This is a genomic window from Chitinophaga rhizophila, from assembly GCF_019492185.1.
Classification (GTDB): Bacteria; Bacteroidota; Bacteroidia; order Chitinophagales; family Chitinophagaceae; genus Chitinophaga; species Chitinophaga rhizophila.
Genome location: NZ_JAICCF010000001.1, coordinates 1,665,106 through 1,685,200 on the forward strand (window position 1 = coordinate 1,665,106; position 20,095 = coordinate 1,685,200).

Genomic DNA, 20,095 nt, shown 5'->3' on the forward strand with positions numbered 1-20,095 from the left:
ATCTGGAGAATGGCTTCGGCTTAAACCCTTAAAACAATCAACATTAGTAATCAAGGCCGGCCACAACTGTTTAAAAAACCGGCATTGAAATGTTACTTCTTTAATAACGCTATATCGATCACTTGGTTCATTTCTTTTACAAAATGAAATTTCAGGCCCTTGATATAGTCCGGATTGATGTCTTTAATATCTTTTTCATTCTGCCAGCACAGGATGATTTCCTTAATACCCGCCCTTTTGGCAGCCAGGATTTTCTCCTTAATACCACCTACCGGCAATACCTGTCCACGCAGCGTAATCTCTCCTGTCATCGCCAGATAAGACTTCACTCTTCTTCCTGTAAAGGCAGAGGTCAGCGCTGTAAGCATGGTAATACCTGCACTCGGACCGTCCTTTGGCACAGCGCCTTCGGGTACATGCACATGGATACTACGTTGCGTAAACAACTTAGGATCAATCTTAAATTCGCCTGCATGTGCCTGAAGATAACTTAACGCAGTACTCACTGACTCTTTCATCACGTTACCCAGGTTTCCGGTCAGCTTCAGGTCACCTTTGCCTTCACTAAGGCTTGTTTCTATAAAGAGGATGTCTCCTCCTACATATGTCCAGGCTAAACCTACTGCTACGCCCGGCGGATTACCCACTTTATATATCTCGTTGGAGTAACGGCCTTTACCCAGTATACGTTCCACATGCTCTTCTGTCAGCGCATCAGGAATTTCTTCCTCCAATGCTACATCTTTCGCAATGGAGCGCATGATAGACGCCAGCTGACGGTCGAGCTCACGCACGCCGCTCTCACGGGTATGATCCTGCACTATCTTTTCCAGAATACTATTACTGATACGCATCTTCAGCGACTTCAGTCCATGTGCATCCTTCTGCTTTGGTACCAGGTGACGCTTCGCAATTTCTACTTTCTCTTCAATAGAATATCCACTCAGGTCTATGATTTCCAGCCTGTCCCGCAGGGCAGGACTGATCGCATTGATATTATTTGCGGTAGCAATGAACAACACCTTACTCAGGTCATATTCCAGTTCCAGGTAGTTGTCATAGAAAGTACCGTTCTGTTCAGGATCCAGTACTTCCAGCATAGCAGAGCTTGGATCGCCACGGTGATCATTACCGATCTTGTCTATCTCATCCAGGATCATTACCGGATTAGAGGTTTTTACCTTACGGATAGACTGGAGCAGACGCCCAGGCATTGCTCCGATATAGGTCTTACGGTGCCCCCTGATTTCACTTTCATCGTGAAGCCCGCCAAGACTCAGCCTTACATATTTACGGCCTATAGCGCTGGCAATAGAACGACCCAGAGACGTTTTACCAATACCTGGAGGACCAACGAAACACAGAATAGGCGACTTCATATCTCCTTTCAGTTTCAGTACGGCCAGGTACTCCAGGATACGCTCCTTGATTTTGTCCATACCATAGTGGTCGTTATCCAGGATTTTCTTCGCTTTCTTCAGGTCGTAGCTATCTTCGGTATATTCTTTCCATGGCAGATCCAGCATCAGATCCAGGTGATTATATACCACCGAGTAATCCGGGGTGCTGGGATGCATGCGCTCCAGCTTTTCTATACCCTTGCGGAACAGTTCAGCTGCCGCTTCCGTCCACTTCTTTGTCTCAGCCTTACGCTGTAACTCTTTTACTTCCCGATCATTGCTATCTCCACCCAGCTCTTCCTTGATAGACTTCAGCTGTTGTTGCAGGAAGTATTCTCTCTGCTGCTTATCAAGATCTGCCTTGGTCTTATTGGTAATCTTATTTTTAAGTTCAGCAAGCTGCAGTTCTACCTGGAGTAATTTGAGCAATAATTCTGCACGTGTGCGCAGATTATTGATTTCCAGCAGCTGCTGCTTGTCTTTCAGGTCACAGTTCAGGTTGGAGGATACGAAATGAACCAGGAAAGACTCATTTTCAATATTCTTCAGGATAATGCTTGCTTCAGATGGCAGGTTAGGAGACAATTGAATGATCTGACCTGCCAGATCTTTAATGGAGGATATATAAGCGTCAAACTCAGGATCATCTGTCACCATTTCATCCTGCAGCAGTTCAATTCTTGCTTTGAAATATGGATCTTCTGAAACTACCTCACTGATTTTAAAACGTTTACGGCCCTGTATAATAATGGTTGTACCACCGTCAGGCATCTTTATCAGTTTGACAATGCGGGCAACGGTACCTACATTGGTAAGATCGACCAGGTTAGGGTCTTCAACAGTACTATCCTTTTGTGCAACAACACCGATCAGCTTGTCTGCCTTATAGGCATCATTAACTGCCTTTATGGATTTATCTCTGCCAACAGTAATTGGCAGTACAACACCAGGAAAAAGCACCGTATTCCGCAATGGCAATAACGCCAGTTCATCAGGTATTTTCTCGTCTTCCTGCCCATCACTCTCCTCATTCAGGGGGATGATAGGCATGAACTCCATCTCTTCTTCCGAGTTTGCAAAATAGAATTTATTCATCTGCGTAATTTAAACAGAAAAGCGGTCAATTTGTCAGCCTGCGACCTCTTTTCCTTTCTTTTTTATAAGCATAGGTATATTGTCAAGTATAATGCCACGAACCACAAAAGCTAAAATTAAAAAAGTCGCCTCGTTACACCACGAGGCGACCTGTAATATGTCAGACTATTGCTTATTATAAAGTCACACCAACACCCAGCTGTATACCCTGGTTTTTCCAGTTACCCCTGTCAGTAACGGTATTAATACCTTTCACGTCAGTGAAACCAACAATGTAACGTGCACTGATGTTAACAATTGGCAGCTGTAACCACAGACCAGCCACACCTGCTACATCGCCACCTTTGAAAGCTTCGTCAGCGCCTTTGATCACGTTCTTATCGCTCACTAAAGCACTGAACTGAGGACCTACCTGCAGTTTCACACGCGGGCTACCTAAAGAAATGTTAGCCAGGATAGGAATACTCAGATAGTTCAGCTTGATTTTCTTGTCATTGTTAGCCGGATCGTTCAGATTATCAGGATTAATTACCTGGTTGAAATCGTTAGTTGTTTTCACGGTAGAAGAAGAGAAGATCAACTCACCCTGTACGCCAAAGCTTTTAGTCAGGTTTACCTGTGCAAAACCACCCAGGTGATAACCGAGATTAAAGCCATCCTTGTAACCCTGACCGTCCAGTTTTCCCAGGTTAGCACCACCCTTAAGACCAAATCTTAAGAACTTTGTCTGGGCATTAGCGGTAGAAACGGCAGTCACGCTGAGTACTGCGATCGCGAGAAACAGTTTTTTCATATAGTTGTTTTTTTTCGAAAGAGGTGATAATTATGTTTGATTTAAAGGTTTTTCCAGATTCTATTCTTATAACGTTCCTCACAAGACATACCCCTATACCAAACATAGCAAAATGTATGCTACATTTATTAACACATGGCAGTGTGTGCATAATAAAATAGGAAAATTAATAACTTGAGATTAATTCAGCTATTTGAAAGTCAATCCCAAGCGTGCGGTGAAATATCCGATCAGCCCTTTATCATCCCCCTGAAAAGGCTTGAAAATGGTATAGGAAGGTGAGATAGTAAGCTTACCAATAATATAAGATGCATTCAGTGTCAGGTCAACCGCCCTTACATCAAAACCAGTTGCCGTCCTGGTACTCATGAACGCTCCTTTTGCCGGTTGTCCCGGCGGAGGCCCATCGCCACGGGGTGGCTTCTTATTCCATTCACTGTGCAGCTTCTGAGAACGGGAGATATACTGAAAGGACTTCAGGTTACTATAGTAGTTGGCAGTTCCCATGGTTAGTCCCAGGGAAGGGGTTAACAACACCGCGTCATCGTGTTTCAGGACGTCTATAAAAATAAAAGGATGGCGCACCGCCGCCACTACGTTAAAGTCTGTGCCTGAAAGCGTACGGCTTAGTCGTCCGCCGGCGACGGTTTCCTGTGTACTTCCCCAACCCAGATCCAGGCTGACGCCAGGTTGTAACCACCAGTCGCGGTAAAAGAAGTAAGCAAACAATTCATTGTTAATTGGCGTAACTGGTATGTCAGTAGAGTCGGTGAAAATATAACGGGTGTAAGAGATCCCAGTAAGAAACTTCCTGTTTTTACTGTAATCATACCCTACCGACAGGTCCCACTCAAACCAGGGCTTACCAATTGCTTCAAACAAATGGTAGGCGCTAACATTCGTATAAAGACCCGTTTTATGGTAGTAAGACACACTTGGCGAGAGAAAAGGCTTCATGACCACAGGCGTTTCATAGGTCTGCGTCTTCTTGCCATATGCCGGACTATTCCCATAGCCAATCCCTACAACCAGCTCACTCCTCTGCCGCTTTTTCAGCAGGGAGTCCAGTTGTTTCTCTAATTCGGCAAGGGACTGGCACATGGCAGCCTGGCTACATAACAACAAAAGCAATATAAAGCAGCAGCGCATGCAGAAGCATTTTACAGCCGCAAGATAGGCTAAATACCCGACAGGCCCTAGCCAACGGTCGATGAAAACAACCCTCCTGCCGGTAATTATTCAGCACTGATAGATAGAAAAGCGGTGTATATTATGCCAGGTCAATGACTGTGATCTCAGGCAGGATCCCTACTCGACCCGGATAACCAAGGAATCCGAAGCCTCTGTTTACATACAGACGCTGCGCACCTTCTTTGTACAGCCCTGCCCATTCCTTATAGATGAAACGTGCCGGACTCCATTTGAAACCCGGAATCTCCACACCAAACTGCATACCATGGGTATGCCCCGCCAGCATCAGATCAATATCAGGGTATTCGGTCCTTACCTGGGCATCCCAATGGGTAGGATCGTGCGACATCAGTATTTTAAATGGCAGATGTGAGGCACCTGCATAAGCTTTCTTCATATCTCCATACTTCGGGAAGCGGCTCATAGCACTCCAGTTTTCAATGCCCAGTAAAGCAATCTGTTGTCCGCCGCGCTCCAGCGTCACATGCTCATTCATCAGCAACCTCCATCCCATCTCGCTATGCACCTGCTTAAGTCTTTCCAGGTTCTGGTTACGCAAAGCGCTGTATCCATTAGCATCTTTGTCGGGCCATGCATAATAGTCTCCGTAATCATGATTGCCCAATGTGGAGTATACGCCCATAGGCGCTTTAATCTTGCTGAACACTTCCATCAGACTATCCATTTCCGACGCCCGGTCGTTCACCAGGTCTCCTGTAAACAGCACTATATCTGCTTTCTGGGCATTGATCATTTCTATGCCTTTGATCACCGCTTCCTTATCGGTCAGACTACCTGAGTGAATATCAGAGATTTGCACAATACGCAGTCCTTTAAAGGCCGGGGGCAGATTCTTAAAAGCCAGCGTCATCTTATGAACACGGTAGTTATATTTATTGGATAACCCGTACATCAGCGTAGCAAACATACCTCCGCCCAACAACAGGGCCACCTGGGAAAAGAAGCGGGACCGGGATATGCCATTGTCAGCAACAGCGCCAGCCCCTTCGGTAGTGAAGCGACTAATGATCCACTGTACGCCGCGACGCAGGTCATCCAGCAACATGAAAGCAGCTGCCAGCATTTTGGCGAAGACAATCCCAAAGATGATAGTCAGTATATAAGAACGGGTATTAGCCGGCCAATCCTGCCAGTTCAGGTAGGGTAACAGACCAACCGTAATGATTACCAAGGCAGATACCGCCCAGTAGCTACCAAACACAATATTGCGCACCCGGGTAGAAGAGCCGCTGAAAATGGCCTTTACAGCCATAAAAACATAAATATCCAGTAATAACAGTAGTGCTAATAGTATGATCGTATTGAGTCCTGATCCTCTGCGCATATGATTTATTTGTCCTTGCAAAAGTAATTCCTTCAGTACAGCTATCACTTTTTTTGGTACCGGAGGCGCTATGATGTTATGACGGACAGCTCCACGGGATATTGTATAAACTCCCGGAATTTGCATTTACTTTAACAAATTTTAATAAATAATTCATTATGAATATATTAACAAGTTGTTTATACCTCCACTGTGAATAAATAATATTTGCATTAGACCTTATTATAGGCTATTCGTTGTACTTTTGTACACTTGGTTAGTTATATACTATTGTTCATTTAGATACCTGCAGAATGAAATTTACCTATTACGGCCATTCGAGTTTCTCTATTGAGGTGAAGGGAAAGAAGATTGTTTTTGACCCGTTCATTACACATAACGAACTGGCAAAAGCGGTGGACATCAATAAGATAGAAGCAGATTACATCTTCTGTTCTCATGGCCATGATGACCATGTGGCAGATCTGGTTGTACTGGCAAAACGCACTAAAGCTACGGTAGTGGGTGCTTTTGAACTGACCAGCTGGGCCGGCAAACAGGGACTGGAAAAGGTACACCCAATGAACACTGGCGGGAAGTGGCAGTTTGATTTCGGCACAGTAAAATGTGTCGTTGCTCATCACTCCAGCGGTATGCCTGACGGTTCCTATGGTGGTAACCCAATGGGCTTCGTGTTTACAACGGATGAAGGAAATTTCTATTTTGCAGGGGATACGGCACTGACCTTAGACATGCAGCTCATACCAAAGTATGCTAAACTGGATTTTGCAATTTTACCAATAGGAGATAATTTCACCATGGGAGCTGAAGACGCGATTGTAGCAGCAGAATTTGTTGACTGCAAGCGTATTATCGGCGTTCATTATGACACCTTTGGGTATATCAAAATAGATAAGGACAAGACGCAGCAGCAGTTTGCCGCTGCAGGACTGGATTTGTTACTGCCTGAAATAGGAAGTAGCATAGATCTTTAGCAAAAGCATATTCTTAACATGGTAACGGCAATTCCAGCGCCATGCCTATTTATTGTCCTATAGTAAAACCTAAGAAATACCTAATCAACAATGGCAAGAGTAATTGCAATCGCTAATCAGAAAGGTGGGGTAGGGAAAACTACCAGTGCTATTAACCTGGCAAGCAGCCTGGCTGTACTGGAGTATAAAACATTGCTGGTAGATGCGGACCCGCAGGCTAACAGTACCACCGGTTTAGGTTTTGACCTGCGTAATGTACAGCAGAGTCTGTACGACTGTATGGTGAATGAGGGGCAGGCCAAAGATGTGATCCTGGAATCGGACACGCCAAACCTGAAAGTGCTGCCTTCCCATATTGATCTGGTAGGTGCAGAACTGGAGCTTATCAACCACCCAAACAGGGAACAGGTGATGAAGCAGGTGATAGATGCTGTAAAAGAGGACTATGATTTCGTAATAGTAGACTGCTCTCCTTCCCTGGGCCTGATCACTGTGAACGCACTCGTGGCGTCTGACTCTGTGATCATCCCCGTACAATGTGAGTTCTTCGCACTGGAAGGTCTGGGTAAGTTGTTAAATACCATTAAGATCGTTCAAAGCCGTCTGAACACCAACCTGGCTATCGAAGGTATCCTGATGACCATGTACGATGGCCGCCTTCGCCTCAGCAACCAGGTAGTCGATGAGGTAAAACAACACTTTGAAGAAAGTGTATTCAACACCATCATCCACCGTAATACCAAACTGGGTGAAGCACCAAGCTTCGGTAAATCCGTGATCATGTACGACGCTGCCAGTACCGGCGCCATTAACTACCTGAACCTGGCAAAAGAAATTCTGCAAAAGAATAACTTTACACGTATTAACCTGGAAGACAAAATCTTAGCAATTAACAATGAGCAATCAGAGTAAGGGCAATCCTAATAAGAAAGAGGCGTTGGGTAAAGGTATCCGTTCGCTGCTGCAAAATATTGATACAGACCTGAAACAAACCTCCAGCGCACTGGGGGACAACGTCGTAGCACAGGCTACTGGTATCGAGCGTATCCCGCTCGATCAGGTGGAAATCAATCCGAAACAGCCGCGCCGGGACTTCGATGAGAAAGCTTTACAGGAATTAAGCATGTCCATCTCACTGCACGATGTAATACAACCTATTACCGTGTCCAGACTGGGAGCTAAAAAGTACCAGCTCATAGCAGGTGAGAGACGTCTGCGTGCAAGTAAAATGGCCGGCCTTAAAGATATTCCGGCATATATCCGTCAGGCTAACGACCAGGAACTTCTGGAACTGGCCCTGCTGGAAAACCTGCAACGCGAAAATCTGAATGCCATAGAAATAGGCCTCAGCTACAAACGCCTCATGGAAGAGTGCGTACTCACGCAAGAGCAGGTAGCTGACCGTATGGGTAAAGAAAGAAGTACCGTCACCAACTATATCCGCCTGCTGAAACTGCCACCTGATATCCAGGTAGCTGTTCGTAATGGCCAGATCAGCATGGGACACGCCCGCGCACTGATCGCTGTAGAAAATGTTGAAAAACAACTCTTCGTCTACAACGAAATCATGCAAAATGGCCTGTCTGTACGCCAAACAGAAGAACTGGTACGTAAAACTGCCAGCCTCGATAAAAACAACATTAAGAAGGCCGCTGGTAAAAGCACATTACCGCCTGCTTATCAGAAAATAGAAGACAACCTGGCAACCCATTTTTCAACAAAAGTAAAGCTGGACAGAAGCAAGAACGGAAAAGGCAGTGTGACCATCGAGTTTTACTCTGACGAGGAACTCGACAGCATCTTAGAAAAAATAGACTTATACGGTGGCTAATACGTCAGGGAACATTTTCTCCTTTTATTTATCTCGCATTTGTTTACTGGTACTACCGGTTGTTATTATCTGCATGCCAACCTGCCTGTTTGCCCAGGACAGCCTCAAAGCTGACTACCTGCGAAAACAACAGCCAGATAACCGGCAGGATACCACTGAACTATTTGTAAAAAGAGATTCAGTACCTCCGGTAATGATACGCAGCCCCCACAGCCCAAGGAAAGCAGCCTTCTATTCTGCCGTCCTGCCCGGCCTGGGACAGATCTACAACCGTCAATACTGGAAACTTCCTTTGGTATATGCGGCACTCGGTATCACCACCGGGACCTTTATCTTTAATATGGATAATTACCGTACCTACCGCGATGCCTACCGCATCCGCATGGACGGTAACGCCGATACCCGCGACCAGTTCGAGACCAGATATCCTAATCCTAACTCGCTGAAGTCCCTCAGAGACATATACCGAGAATATGTGGATTACTCTGTACTCGTCTTCGTACTGGCCTACGGCCTCAATATAGTGGATGCAACAGTATTCGCCCACCTGAGAGATTTTAATATGTCAGACGACCTCAGTATGAGAGTAATGCCAACTATTATCAACAATCAGGCACTGGGACTCAGTCTTCGTGTAAGTATCGGCAAGAAAAAAACCTATCGCCAGGGCCTCGCCCTCGGTAGTAAATGGTAACACCTCCCCTACTAATAGAATATCATGAAAATAGCGCTTATCGGTTACGGAAAAATGGGAAAGGCAATTGAGGCTATCGCCGTTGCCAAAGGACATGAAGTTGTTCACCGCATTGACCAGGATAGCCAGCACCTGCTGGAGAAAGATGCCCTCAGCAAGGCTGATGTAGCTATCGAGTTTACCGGTCCCGAAACCGCCTATAACAATATCCTGAAATGTTTCGCTGCCAATGTACCTGTTATCTGTGGTAGTACCGGCTGGCTCGAACACCTCCCTACAGTAAAATCCCTGTGCCTGGAACAACACCAGGCCTTCCTATATGCCAGTAACTTCAGCGTAGGCGTGAATATCTTCTTTGAAATCAACAAACGCCTGGCCGAATTAATGGCTACCCAGTCACAATACGGTGTGAAAATGGAAGAAATCCATCACACACAGAAAAAAGACGCTCCAAGCGGTACGGCTATAACCCTAGCTGAACAAGTGATGGAGAAAGTATTGCGTAAAAAAGAATGGGTAAATACTGAGGAAGCAGCCGAAGCGCAACTATCTATCGTATCTAAACGCATCGACCCTGCACCAGGTACTCATAGCATTACCTACACCTCCAGCATTGACGATATTACCATCACTCACACTGCACACTCACGTGAAGGATTTGCCTCCGGCGCTGTAGTTGCCGCTGAATGGATACTCGGTAAAAAAGGCGTATTCAGTATGAAGGACGTATTGAGCCTGTAAGAGCTAAAAAGCTGTTATCTTTGCAGTATTATTCTTAGATCATCTGGGAGAAACGATATGTTGTCTAAAAAAACACAGTACGCATTTCACGCACTCATACACCTGGCAGAAAACGCAGATAAAGGACCTATTCTGATATCTGAAATCGCCCAGGAAAAGAACATTTCTATCAAGTTCCTGGAGAATATCCTGCTGGAATTGAAGAATGCCGGTATTCTTGGCAGTAAAAAAGGTAAAGGCGGAGGCTATTACCTGCTGAAAACGCCAAAAGAAGTTCCATTGGCGAAAATCATCCGACTGCTGGATGGAGCCATCGCATTACTTCCCTGCGTAAGCCTCAATTACTATGAGAAATGTGAGAACTGCCGGGATGAGGCTGTCTGCGGATTGAACGACGTGATGGGCAAAGTAAGAGACGCAACACTGAAAATCCTTGAGAATAAGACACTTAAGGATATCCTGACACGAAATGTGTCTATATTTTAACAAAAAGGCCGGAGTTAACGCTCCGGCTTTTTTATGTCCACTACTCCCCTTCGCCGGGCAGCTTAATATTAATTGCCTGTTGCATCGCCTCCCCTCCTTCTGGCAAACCACCTTCTCTTCCCTGATCACCCTCCTCGTTTCCGACTTCCGATATGCTGTTCCATAATGGTGCCGGCCTCACCAATTGTCTTATACATCCGGCTTCCGGCTTACAATCACGCTGCCTTAAGCGTCTGCTTAATCAGGGTCTACCTTTCATATTAACTATACACCAAAAGGTCACTAGAAGGTCACTTCAATATCCCGGGGATATTGAGGTGACCTTCTAGTGACCTCCTGACTGCCCGATGATATGATACATTATACCTGATTCGACCCTGCAAATTGGAAGCAACGACCATTGAACAAGCAATTCCGGTAGACGGTGGTCAGATTTCGTTCCCATCGTTCAGCCAAATACATTTCAACATTACGATACTGTTAGTCCGACGCGTTTAACCTATAAAAACAGTCCCTAAAAGCAGACTCCGCTACCTGAAGAAAGCTGTATTATTCCTCATAATCCTATTCAGCGCCGGCTACCTGCATGATCAAGCAAAACATACAACATGCTGATTGTCAATAACATATATTACCACCTTCTCACCATCAAAAAAAGCCTATCTTTTTTATAGAGTTTATGTATTTTTGTAGACAGCAGAAGTTGTCAATTATAAAAGGAAGTATCACTGGCATTCACAGGCAACTATGAATGGATGCCGGATTTTTGAGATAGATCACATGGATAATATCAGTACAGCACTGGAAGGGCTAGATCCAATTGCTGCCATGCAGTATCTGGCAGCACAATTTCCCGGGGCGGTGGCTTTTTCCACCTCATTTGGACAGGAAGATCAGGTGATTGCCGACATGATTTGGCGCGCCAACCTACCCATCAGGGTATTCACACTCGATACCGGTCGTTTGTTTCAGGAAACCTATGACCTGATGGATCTTACCCGGGCCCGCTACAAAAAACAGTTTGAAGTTTATTTCCCGGAAACAGCATCAGTTGAAAAACTATTGCTGGACAAAGGTCCTAATAGTTTTTACGACTCTGTGGAAAACCGTAAAGAGTGTTGTAATATCCGCAAGGTAGTACCGCTCAACCGGGCCTTACAAGGTGTAAAAGTATGGATTACAGGGCTGCGCGCTGAGCAATCGGAAAACCGGCAGTCACTCCACGCACTGGAATGGGATGAGAACAGGCAGCTGTATAAATTCAATCCGCTGATCGACTGGAGCTACCAGCAGATGATAGACTATCTGAAAGAAAAGAACGTTCCTTACAATAAATTGCATGATACAGGTTTCATCTCTATCGGATGTGCCCCCTGTACACGCGCCATCGAACCCGGCGAACATCCTCGTGCCGGCAGATGGTGGTGGGAGCTATCGAAAAAAGAATGCGGATTGCATGGCTGATTTCACTTTCCCTTTTTTAATTTGTAACTGATTTGATTCATATGGTCCCCGAGGGACATTTAAATATAAAGACTATGACCAATAAAATACAGTGGGAGTTTCCGCAGGCATTGGAAGACGAGGCCATCTATATTTTACGTGAAACAGCTGCACAATTTGAACGTCCTGCTATCCTGTTTTCAGGTGGTAAAGATTCAATCACGATTGTGCGACTGGCGCAGAAGGCATTTTACCCTGGTAAAGTTCCTTTTCCTTTACTGCATGTAGATACTGGTCACAATTTCCCTGAAACTATCCAGTTCCGCGACTGGTTAGTGGAGTCACTGGGTCTGGATCTTAGAGTAAGATATGTGCAGGATAGCATTGATCAGGGTAAAGCGCAGGAAGAAACCGGCAAATATGCCAGCAGAAATGCACTGCAGACAGTTACCCTGCTGGATGCAATTGAAGAACTGAAATTTGATGCCTGCATCGGCGGTGCACGTCGAGATGAAGAGAAGGCCCGCGCAAAAGAAAGGATCTTCTCTGTAAGAGATGAATTTGGTCAGTGGAACGCTAAAATGCAACGTCCGGAGCTGTTTGATATGCTCAATGGTAAAATACAGTTGGGTGAGAATGTACGTGTGTTCCCGATTTCCAACTGGACGGAGCTGGATGTATGGAACTATATCCGCAGAGAGAATCTGCAGATACCATCTATCTACTTCTCCCACGAAAGAGAGATCATTGAAAGAGATGGCATGTACTGGCCATACTCTCCATTCCTCAATACGACAGAAGAAGAAACACCATTCCGCCAGAAAGTACGCTTCCGTACTGTGGGCGATATGACATGTACTGCTGCTGTGATCTCTGAGGCTGATAAACTGGAAGATATCATCTCTGAAATACTGGAAGCCAAGATATCTGAAAGAGGAGCCCGTATTGACGACAAGCGCTCTGAAGCCGCTATGGAGAAAAGGAAACAGGCCGGTTACTTCTAAGCAGTACGCCTGTACGGCTACATTCATTCCCCTTAGCAGGGATACGCATTATTCAACTAGTATAAAATTATGACGGGAGAGGCCCCTCTGCTGTCACTTAAAAAATATAACATGGAGGTTTTACGTATAACCACTTCCGGCAGTGTAGATGATGGTAAAAGCACTCTCATAGGTAGATTGCTTTATGATACACATTCTATCCCACAGGATAAAATGGAAGCTTTACATGCTGCCAGCAAACGCAAAGGACTTGATTTTACTGACCTGTCGCTGCTGACAGACGGCCTCGTGGCTGAACGTGAACAGGGTATTACCATTGACGTAGCACATATCTACTTTTCCACTCCTTCCCGCAAATACATTATTGCCGATACTCCGGGTCACATTGAGTACACGCGTAACATGGTTACTGGTGCTTCCAATGCACAGGTATCTCTGATATTGATCGATGCCCGTAAAGGTATTGTGGAACAAACATACCGTCACTTTTTCATTGCCTCTCTGCTGCGTATTCCATACCTGGTAGTGTGTGTGAATAAGATGGACCTTGTTGAATACAGCGAAGCGCGTTTTAATCAGATTGTGGAAGATTTCCAGGAACTGATTGCCAACGCTACATTTAAAGCGCCTTCTATTAAATTCATCCCGATCTCTTCCCTGTATGGAGAGAACCTGGCCACCCGCTCAGAAAAGATCAATTGGTATTCCGGTGAGTCGCTGCTGGAATATCTTGAACAGATTACCTTTGATCATGCTGACAGCAGCCACCCTGCACGCTTTAAGGTGCAGTCAGTGATCCGTCCGAAGACAGATGCCTACCATGATTTCCGTGGTTTTGCCGGTAAAGTTGTAAGCGGTCACTTTAATGTGGGCGACGAGATTATCTCCCTGCCATCACAGCAGAAAAGCCGCATTAAAACGATAGAACAGTTTGAAACACAGTTGACTACAGCGGAAGCCCGTCAGAGTGTTGTCATCACACTGGAAGATGAAATTGATACCAGCCGTGGCAGCATGCTCTCGAAACCTGAGAATGCACCTGCCCTGCTGAAAGAAATAGCTGCACAGGTATGCTGGATGGATCAGACAAAACTGGTACCTGGTAAGACTTACCTGTTACAGCATGGCGTAAACCGGGTGAAAGCGAAAGTGCAGCAGATACAGCATGTGATTGATGTGACTTCCAATAAGATAGTGGAAGACAAAAAGGAACTAGGGCTGAATGATATCGGTAAGATATCACTGAAGACCGCCTCACCGATATTTGCTGACAGCTATGACGCGAATCCTGCCAATGGAGCGTTCATCCTGATTGATGAGATGAGCAATTCAACGGTGGCAGTGGGATTTGTAGACTAACAACTGAACTTACTAATATGTCAAAGGGCTGACCAATTAAATGGTCAGCCCTTTTTATTTGTTGGCGGAAGGGAGTTACCGGGGTCTGTAGCGGGGCTTGCCGATACGCGCATGGATGCAGGCATCTATTTCTGCCGGAGTGGTGGCAATACAGTCAGGCTGTATGCCCTTCTGCTCCCAGCTATCCGTAGTCCCTGGCCATACCGGGGCCATTTGAGAGATAGATATCAGCAGTTCATCATTGACCGGGAACCATACATTCATATTTGCTCCGCCGGCAGAGCGCTCTCCTATCACTAAGGCCCTACCTGTTTTTTGTAAAACAAAGGTGAATGCTTCTGCTGCGGATGCCGTGCGGCCATTGACCAGAATGAATACCGGTTGCTTATAGGGAGCCTCTTTTAACCAGGATACTGTGCTATCGGCAGACTGTATACCTGTTCTGCCTGTGAATACCAGCAAGGGCATTGCAGGCGGCAGAAAGTAGCTTTCAAATACCGCTCCGGTATCACTACCACCGCCTCCGTTATTCCGCAGGTCGATTACCAATGCCCGCGTGTTGGCCACAAAACGCATGGCCGCATACAAGGTCGGGAGGCTTTTACGGGAAATATTGATGGCAGACAGCTGGAGATGTCCCACATTATCGGGCGTTACACGTACACTTTCGAAGCCATAATTGCGGGCGGCCGCCTCCGGACCGTAAAAGAAAAGGTCTTCACTGGCAGAGAGTTTCCTGGCAGCGGTGCCGGTTGTATCCGCAGGAATAGCCTTAGCCGCCAGTAATTGTTTGCTGGTAGCGGGGTCATTTTTGACGTACAGGTGGCCGTCATGACTTATTTCCTGCAGATAGCTGGTGGTGAGTTGTTCCAGGTCTTTCCAGCTTTTTGCAGTAGCAAACTGGCCTGCTTTATGGGCAGCCAGCAACCGAAGGGCCAGGGTATCGCCCTTTTCCTTATGCACGTAATGATCCCGCAGTAGTGCGGCCATCTTCTTTATGGCAGTATTAGCTGTAGTAGAAGAAAATGACTGCGCGCCTGCTGTGAGGCAACAGAGGTGGCAGATAAGTATTAACGCTATGATCCGTAGATGCATATCCTTGTTTTTAGGGCAAAGGTCTGTGAAGCGGCGCGCTAAAAATAGGATGGATTTAGCGGGAGATAAAAAGATGATTACAGCTTGCGGAAGGCACCTGGCAGGAAGCCGGTCTGCGTTTTAAAAGCCCGGATGAAGTGACTCTGGTCGAAGAAGCCGCAGCGATAGGCAATGTCTGTCAGAGAGATATCAGGTTGCCTGACGAGGAAGAGCGCTTTTTGTATTCTGATACGGCGCATATATTCTCCCAGGGAACAGTCAAAATAAGCAGCAAAGTGCCGGGATACTGTGACAGGGTGCAGGCCGCTGACACTACTCAGTTCCTGCAGGGATACAGATTCATTCCAGCGGTCATGCAATAGTTCAATGATCTTTTCGGTATTGCCGCCGAACAGGTATTTCTCTTCTTTTGGCTTGCCGGTGGCAGCTTGCAGCAGGGATAGCAGCTGCAGATGTACAGAAGTAGCAGTATGTATATCTCCGGCTTTGCAGTCATGGTATATCCTGATGGCGGTGAGCCATGCATTGGTTTGCGTGAGGCGGTTGCGTTGGGATATAGCGGTTATGCCGGAAGTGAGTTCCTGAAGAGTATGGAGGGGCTTAAAAGCAATATGAGACCTGTTGAAGCAGGCCTCATATTGTTGTAAAAAACGATCTTCTATCTCAAGATTGATATTGTGTGAAGGATGCTGTGTATGGCAGTTCCGGTGCCATTCACCGCTATGATACAAGACGATATTACCGGGTAAGATAATCTTGTCTGTATGGTGGCGGTATTCGCGGTTACCGCCATTCAGTATGAAGGAGAGGTGATTATTCTGATGATAATGCCATCCTTCAAACACCTTTTCCCGGTATACAGTTTTACTGATAATCAGACCGTCTGCATAGAAAGTCTGACTGTTTTTACCCAGATATTCCCCATTTTCCAGCTTCATACGCGAAAGTTGAAGGTTTGCGCTAAGCCAAATGTAGGAAGAAGCGCTTACTTTTTCAGGTTTTTGAGCATATCTGTAGTCATCTTTTCGAGGCAGTATTCTGGTTTCCAGCCCCAGTCCTGGCGGGCCAGGGTATCATCCATGCTCTTTGGCCAGCTGTCAGCGATCTGCTGACGGTAATCTGGTTCGTAGCTGATGGTAAATTCAGGAATATGTTTTTTGATTTCCGCAGCGATTTCTTTTGGAGAGAAGCTCATACCACCCAGGTTGTAGGAAGATCGTACTTTGATTTTATCCTTATCAGCTTCCATTAGTTCGATGGTAGCGCGGATAGCGTCAGGCATGTACATCATTGGCAGGTAAGTGCTTTCAGAGAGGAAGCAGGTATATTTCTTTTCTTCCAGTGCTTCATGGTATATTTCTACAGCATAGTCGGTAGTACCGCCGCCGGGAGCAGATTTATAACTGATCAGGCCTGGATAGCGGAGGCTGCGAACGTCAACACCATAACGGTGGTTATAGTATTCGCACCAGCGTTCACCTGCAAATTTGCTGATACCGTAAATGGTAGTTGGTTCAATAACAGTGTGCTGAGGCGTTTCATCTTTCGGTGAGTTAGGACCGAATACAGCGATGGAGCTTGGCCAATATACTTTATCAATATTTTCTTCTTTTGCAATGTCCAGTACATTCAGCAGACTGGCCATATTGATGTGCCAGGCGAGCAGCGGGTTCTTTTCACCGGTAGCAGAAAGGATAGCGGCGAGCAGGTATATCTGGGTAATATTGTGACGTATAACCAGTACGTGCAGCATTTCCTTGTTCATAACATCAAGGGATACGTAAGGGCCGGTACCTTTAAGCAGGTCGTGCTCTTCGCGGAGATCTGAAGCGATGACGTTTGCATCTCCGTACATCTTCCTTAATGCGAGTGTAAGTTCAACACCAATCTGCCCGCAGGCTCCGATTACCAGTATTTTATCTTTCTTCATGCTATCTCGAATGAATGGCTTGTTTAATTGAAACGTAATATTAACAGCTTCCGCAATAATTCAGAAGTGCCTGGCTCCTCGCATGACAATGCGGTAACAATCTGCAAAACCCTTCTATAGAAGATACGCGCCCAGAGAACGCCCCATAGCACCGGATTACAATACCATGACAAATCGTCTGATCAGGATAGTATTGATGCTGAAAGGTAATCTCTGAGAATAGCGTAACTTTGCGGTCTCAAATACAAAAATCATGTCAGCAACAACACATCTGAAATCCCTTTTTAAGGATCAATACAATCCTGACAACTTTTTTCTGATCGCCGGTCCGTGTGTAGTAGAGGATGAAGCGCTGCTGATGCATGTAGCTGAAAAAGTATCCGGAATCTGCAAGAGACTGAATATTCCATATATGTTCAAGGCGTCTTACCGTAAAGCGAACCGTACCAGCATCAACTCCTTTAGCGGAGTAGGCGATGTAGAGGGTCTGGATTTGCTTCAGAAGACAAAAGAAACGTTTGATCTGCCTGTTACAACCGATATTCACTCTGCGGCAGAAGCTGCCATGGCAGCGGCATACGTAGATGTATTACAGATTCCGGCATTTCTTTGCCGCCAGACAGACATACTGCTGGCAGCGGCGGAAACCGGTAAGTTTGTGAACGTAAAGAAGGGCCAGTTTGTAAGTGGAGAAGCAATGAAGTTTGCTGTAGAGAAAATAAAGCAATCAGGCAATGACAAGGTCTGGTTAACTGAACGTGGTACTACTTTCGGTTATCAGGACCTGGTAGTTGACTATCGTAATATTCCGGTGATGCGTGAGCATGGCGTACCTGTAGTAATGGACTGTACGCACTCATTGCAGCAGCCTAACCAGACCAGTGGTGTAACAGGTGGTAATCCTAAACTGATTGGCACTATTGCAAAAGCAGCTATTGCTACTGGCGCAGATGGTATCTTTATTGAGACACATCCTGACCCATCAAAAGCAAAATCTGATGGCGCTAATATGTTACATCTGGACTTGCTGGAAGGTTTACTGGAGCAACTGGTGAGAATCAGAGAAGTAGTAAAAAGCTAAGAGCAACAGTCATTATATAGCAGTAATGCAGCGAAGACAGGTAGCAGGCTACTTTTCTTCGCTGCATTTTTTTATGCCGGATAGTGTACCCGGATTATTTGGCAGACGGTTTGCCTGATTACCTGCAAGGAAAGCGTTATGAGTGATGAGGAATGGGTTACTGATCAGGAGTAGCAGTGTAAAATTACCAGTGCCAATTCCTGATTCTTTTTCTTATATTGGTGTACGACCAACTCATTTTCAGACTCATAATTAATACTAACACCCAAAAAAATTTACTCACCATGATCAATTTACATGATGTAAAAGCAGGAGATACAGTTTTAGTGGAGTATGAAGGACGCACTGTGGAAGGTCAGGTTTTAGAAGTTAACCGTGAAGACAAGCAGGTCTGCGTATTAACAGGCGAGCAGGAATTTTGGTATGATCTGAAAGACCTGTATGCTATTCCACTGAATGAAGAGCAGTTATTGAGGCTAAAGTTTAAAAAAGACGAATCTTTATCTGTTAACAGCGGCGGTGAGATCTATGTAAGAGGACCGTTCTCTGTGAAGCTGCACACACTTGATGGCGGGCCGGCTACTAGACTGGACTATCGTGATGAGCACAGGGAGATCAAAGGCGCTATTACTGTTAACCAGTTGCAGAATCATTATCATGAGATGACAAATTTCCACCTGGACTAAGATATTCTTATAAACAGAAAATCCATCCGGACAGCCGGATGGATTTTTTATTTGTGGTTATCAGCAATAGACACTCGGGTGATTATCGTGTTAATGTCAGTGTGTCAATGTTGGTAACTTTACCTGTTTCCACAACTACGCTTTGTTTTACAACAGGTTGTAACAGGGAGTCTACCGAAATGTAGTGCAACGCATAGGTACCTGCCGCAAGGCCTTTCAGCATATAAGCGCCACCGGTACCTGAGTAGGTACTGGCAATGGTATCGTTACCATTCAGTACCAGTACAGCGGACGGCAGCACTGCTGGCAGGACTACTCCCCGGATACTTCCTCCCTGCGCTTCCAGGATAGTTCGGATAACAGGCTTGAGGATGTATTTACCTGAATTGCCAGCTTCGTGTATAGATTTAGCTACATCAAAGTCCAGGAGTAACTTATATAATATACCACCAGACACCGGCATATTGATTTTCAGCTTGATACCGGATGATTGTCCGCTTGGCGTTTGCAGTTTTACTGAGTCGCCGTTATTGGTAACTACCCAGTTGTTATCCCCCAGTACTAATCTTATTTCTTTTATAGTTCCTGATGTGATTTCAGCATCGGCCAGTACGGTATCTTTGTCATTAACGAGGGTGAGGAGGTTGTAGCGGCCTCTTTTCATACCGGGTAATGGCTGCCAACCATTGTCATCATTGTCATTGTAATTAACGTTAATTTCCTGAACGTCAATGTAGACAGCTTTAAAATCTCCGGGATCGTCTGTTAGTGCAACTTGTAAACGTGCTTTATCCTGTTTATCATCTTTTGAACAGGAGGTAATGAGCAAGGTAGTGCTTAGCAGCAGCATACTGCTAACAAGGTGTTTCAGTGCAGGCATTCTCATTCTATAGTGTATTTGGTTAAAATTTCCGACAATTGCTGAGCTAAAGTAGTACCTGAATCTA

At 45.6% G+C, this 20,095-nt stretch carries 19 protein-coding genes; 11 read left to right on the top strand and 8 right to left on the bottom strand.

Translation table 11 applies throughout. The features are described from left to right. Positions 1-92: 92 nt before the first annotated feature. The 4 genes from lon to K1Y79_RS06165 all read right to left on the bottom strand — a co-directional run bounded on the left by lon (position 93) and on the right by K1Y79_RS06165 (position 5,824). Positions 93-2,495 carry an endopeptidase La gene (lon, locus tag K1Y79_RS06150; protein WP_220249119.1) on the bottom strand — a complete coding sequence of 801 codons (2,403 nt, stop codon included), beginning with the start codon at positions 2,493-2,495 and terminating at the stop codon, positions 93-95. Positions 2,496-2,670: 175 nt separating this feature from the next. After that, positions 2,671-3,288 carry a porin family protein gene (locus tag K1Y79_RS06155; RefSeq protein ID WP_220249120.1) on the bottom strand — a complete coding sequence of 206 codons (618 nt, stop codon included), beginning with the start codon at positions 3,286-3,288 and terminating at the stop codon, positions 2,671-2,673. 189 nt (positions 3,289-3,477) lie between these two features. After that, positions 3,478-4,437 (bottom strand): hypothetical protein, encoded by a 960-nt coding sequence (locus K1Y79_RS06160; protein WP_220249121.1) that lies wholly within the window; start codon positions 4,435-4,437, stop codon positions 3,478-3,480. Between the two features lie 121 nt (positions 4,438-4,558). Then, the gene (locus K1Y79_RS06165) at positions 4,559-5,824 is read right to left on the bottom strand and encodes a metallophosphoesterase (RefSeq protein WP_220249122.1); all 1,266 of its coding nucleotides are present in this window, start codon (positions 5,822-5,824) and stop codon (positions 4,559-4,561) included. Positions 5,825-6,117: 293 nt separating this feature from the next. Between K1Y79_RS06165 and K1Y79_RS06170 the strand changes: the two genes are divergently transcribed. The 9 genes from K1Y79_RS06170 to K1Y79_RS06210 all read left to right on the top strand — a co-directional run bounded on the left by K1Y79_RS06170 (position 6,118) and on the right by K1Y79_RS06210 (position 14,356). Next, positions 6,118-6,798 (top strand): metal-dependent hydrolase, encoded by a 681-nt coding sequence (locus tag K1Y79_RS06170; protein ID WP_220249123.1) that lies wholly within the window; start codon positions 6,118-6,120, stop codon positions 6,796-6,798. 90 nt (positions 6,799-6,888) lie between these two features. Next, the gene (locus tag K1Y79_RS06175; RefSeq protein WP_220249124.1) at positions 6,889-7,710 is read left to right on the top strand and encodes a ParA family protein; all 822 of its coding nucleotides are present in this window, start codon (positions 6,889-6,891) and stop codon (positions 7,708-7,710) included. Continuing rightward, on the top strand, positions 7,694-8,629 hold the full coding sequence (locus K1Y79_RS06180) for a ParB/RepB/Spo0J family partition protein (RefSeq protein ID WP_220249125.1): 936 nt from the start codon (positions 7,694-7,696) through the stop codon (positions 8,627-8,629). The genes K1Y79_RS06175 and K1Y79_RS06180 overlap by 17 nt, the downstream gene beginning before the upstream one ends. Positions 8,630-8,702: 73 nt before the next feature. Then, positions 8,703-9,323 carry a DUF5683 domain-containing protein gene (locus K1Y79_RS06185; RefSeq protein WP_220249126.1) on the top strand — a complete coding sequence of 207 codons (621 nt, stop codon included), beginning with the start codon at positions 8,703-8,705 and terminating at the stop codon, positions 9,321-9,323. 24 nt (positions 9,324-9,347) lie between these two features. After that, the gene (gene dapB, locus K1Y79_RS06190; protein WP_220249127.1) at positions 9,348-10,064 is read left to right on the top strand and encodes a 4-hydroxy-tetrahydrodipicolinate reductase; all 717 of its coding nucleotides are present in this window, start codon (positions 9,348-9,350) and stop codon (positions 10,062-10,064) included. A gap of 57 nt (positions 10,065-10,121) precedes the next feature. Then, positions 10,122-10,550 (top strand): RrF2 family transcriptional regulator, encoded by a 429-nt coding sequence (locus K1Y79_RS06195; RefSeq protein ID WP_220249128.1) that lies wholly within the window; start codon positions 10,122-10,124, stop codon positions 10,548-10,550. Positions 10,551-11,330: 780 nt separating this feature from the next. Next, entirely contained in the window at positions 11,331-12,014 is a 684-nt protein-coding gene (locus tag K1Y79_RS06200) for a phosphoadenylyl-sulfate reductase (protein WP_220249129.1), read from the top strand. Between the two features lie 74 nt (positions 12,015-12,088). Next, positions 12,089-12,997: a sulfate adenylyltransferase subunit CysD gene (cysD, locus tag K1Y79_RS06205; protein ID WP_220249130.1), complete on the top strand. Its 909-nt coding sequence runs from the start codon at positions 12,089-12,091 to the stop codon at positions 12,995-12,997. 111 nt (positions 12,998-13,108) lie between these two features. Continuing rightward, positions 13,109-14,356 carry a sulfate adenylyltransferase subunit 1 gene (locus K1Y79_RS06210; RefSeq protein ID WP_220249131.1) on the top strand — a complete coding sequence of 416 codons (1,248 nt, stop codon included), beginning with the start codon at positions 13,109-13,111 and terminating at the stop codon, positions 14,354-14,356. Positions 14,357-14,431: 75 nt separating this feature from the next. Here the strand turns inward: K1Y79_RS06210 and K1Y79_RS06215 are convergent, their stop codons facing one another. The 3 genes from K1Y79_RS06215 to K1Y79_RS06225 form a co-directional block, all read right to left on the bottom strand. After that, positions 14,432-15,451 carry a S41 family peptidase gene (locus K1Y79_RS06215; protein ID WP_220249132.1) on the bottom strand — a complete coding sequence of 340 codons (1,020 nt, stop codon included), beginning with the start codon at positions 15,449-15,451 and terminating at the stop codon, positions 14,432-14,434. Between the two features lie 77 nt (positions 15,452-15,528). After that, on the bottom strand, positions 15,529-16,389 hold the full coding sequence (locus tag K1Y79_RS06220) for a helix-turn-helix transcriptional regulator (RefSeq protein WP_220249133.1): 861 nt from the start codon (positions 16,387-16,389) through the stop codon (positions 15,529-15,531). Positions 16,390-16,436: 47 nt separating this feature from the next. Further along, complete coding sequence (locus K1Y79_RS06225; protein WP_220249134.1) at positions 16,437-17,381, bottom strand: NAD-dependent epimerase/dehydratase family protein; 945 nt, start codon at positions 17,379-17,381, stop codon at positions 16,437-16,439. Between the two features lie 253 nt (positions 17,382-17,634). Between K1Y79_RS06225 and kdsA the strand changes: the two genes are divergently transcribed. Next, complete coding sequence (kdsA, locus tag K1Y79_RS06230) at positions 17,635-18,462, top strand: 3-deoxy-8-phosphooctulonate synthase (protein WP_220249135.1); 828 nt, start codon at positions 17,635-17,637, stop codon at positions 18,460-18,462. Between the two features lie 284 nt (positions 18,463-18,746). Continuing rightward, positions 18,747-19,148, top strand: a complete 402-nt coding sequence (locus K1Y79_RS06235; RefSeq protein ID WP_220249136.1) for a hypothetical protein — start codon at positions 18,747-18,749, stop codon at positions 19,146-19,148. An 82-nt stretch (positions 19,149-19,230) separates the two neighbouring features. Here the strand turns inward: K1Y79_RS06235 and K1Y79_RS06240 are convergent, their stop codons facing one another. After that, positions 19,231-20,034 carry a DUF4382 domain-containing protein gene (locus K1Y79_RS06240; RefSeq protein WP_236059506.1) on the bottom strand — a complete coding sequence of 268 codons (804 nt, stop codon included), beginning with the start codon at positions 20,032-20,034 and terminating at the stop codon, positions 19,231-19,233. Positions 20,035-20,095 lie beyond the last annotated feature (61 nt).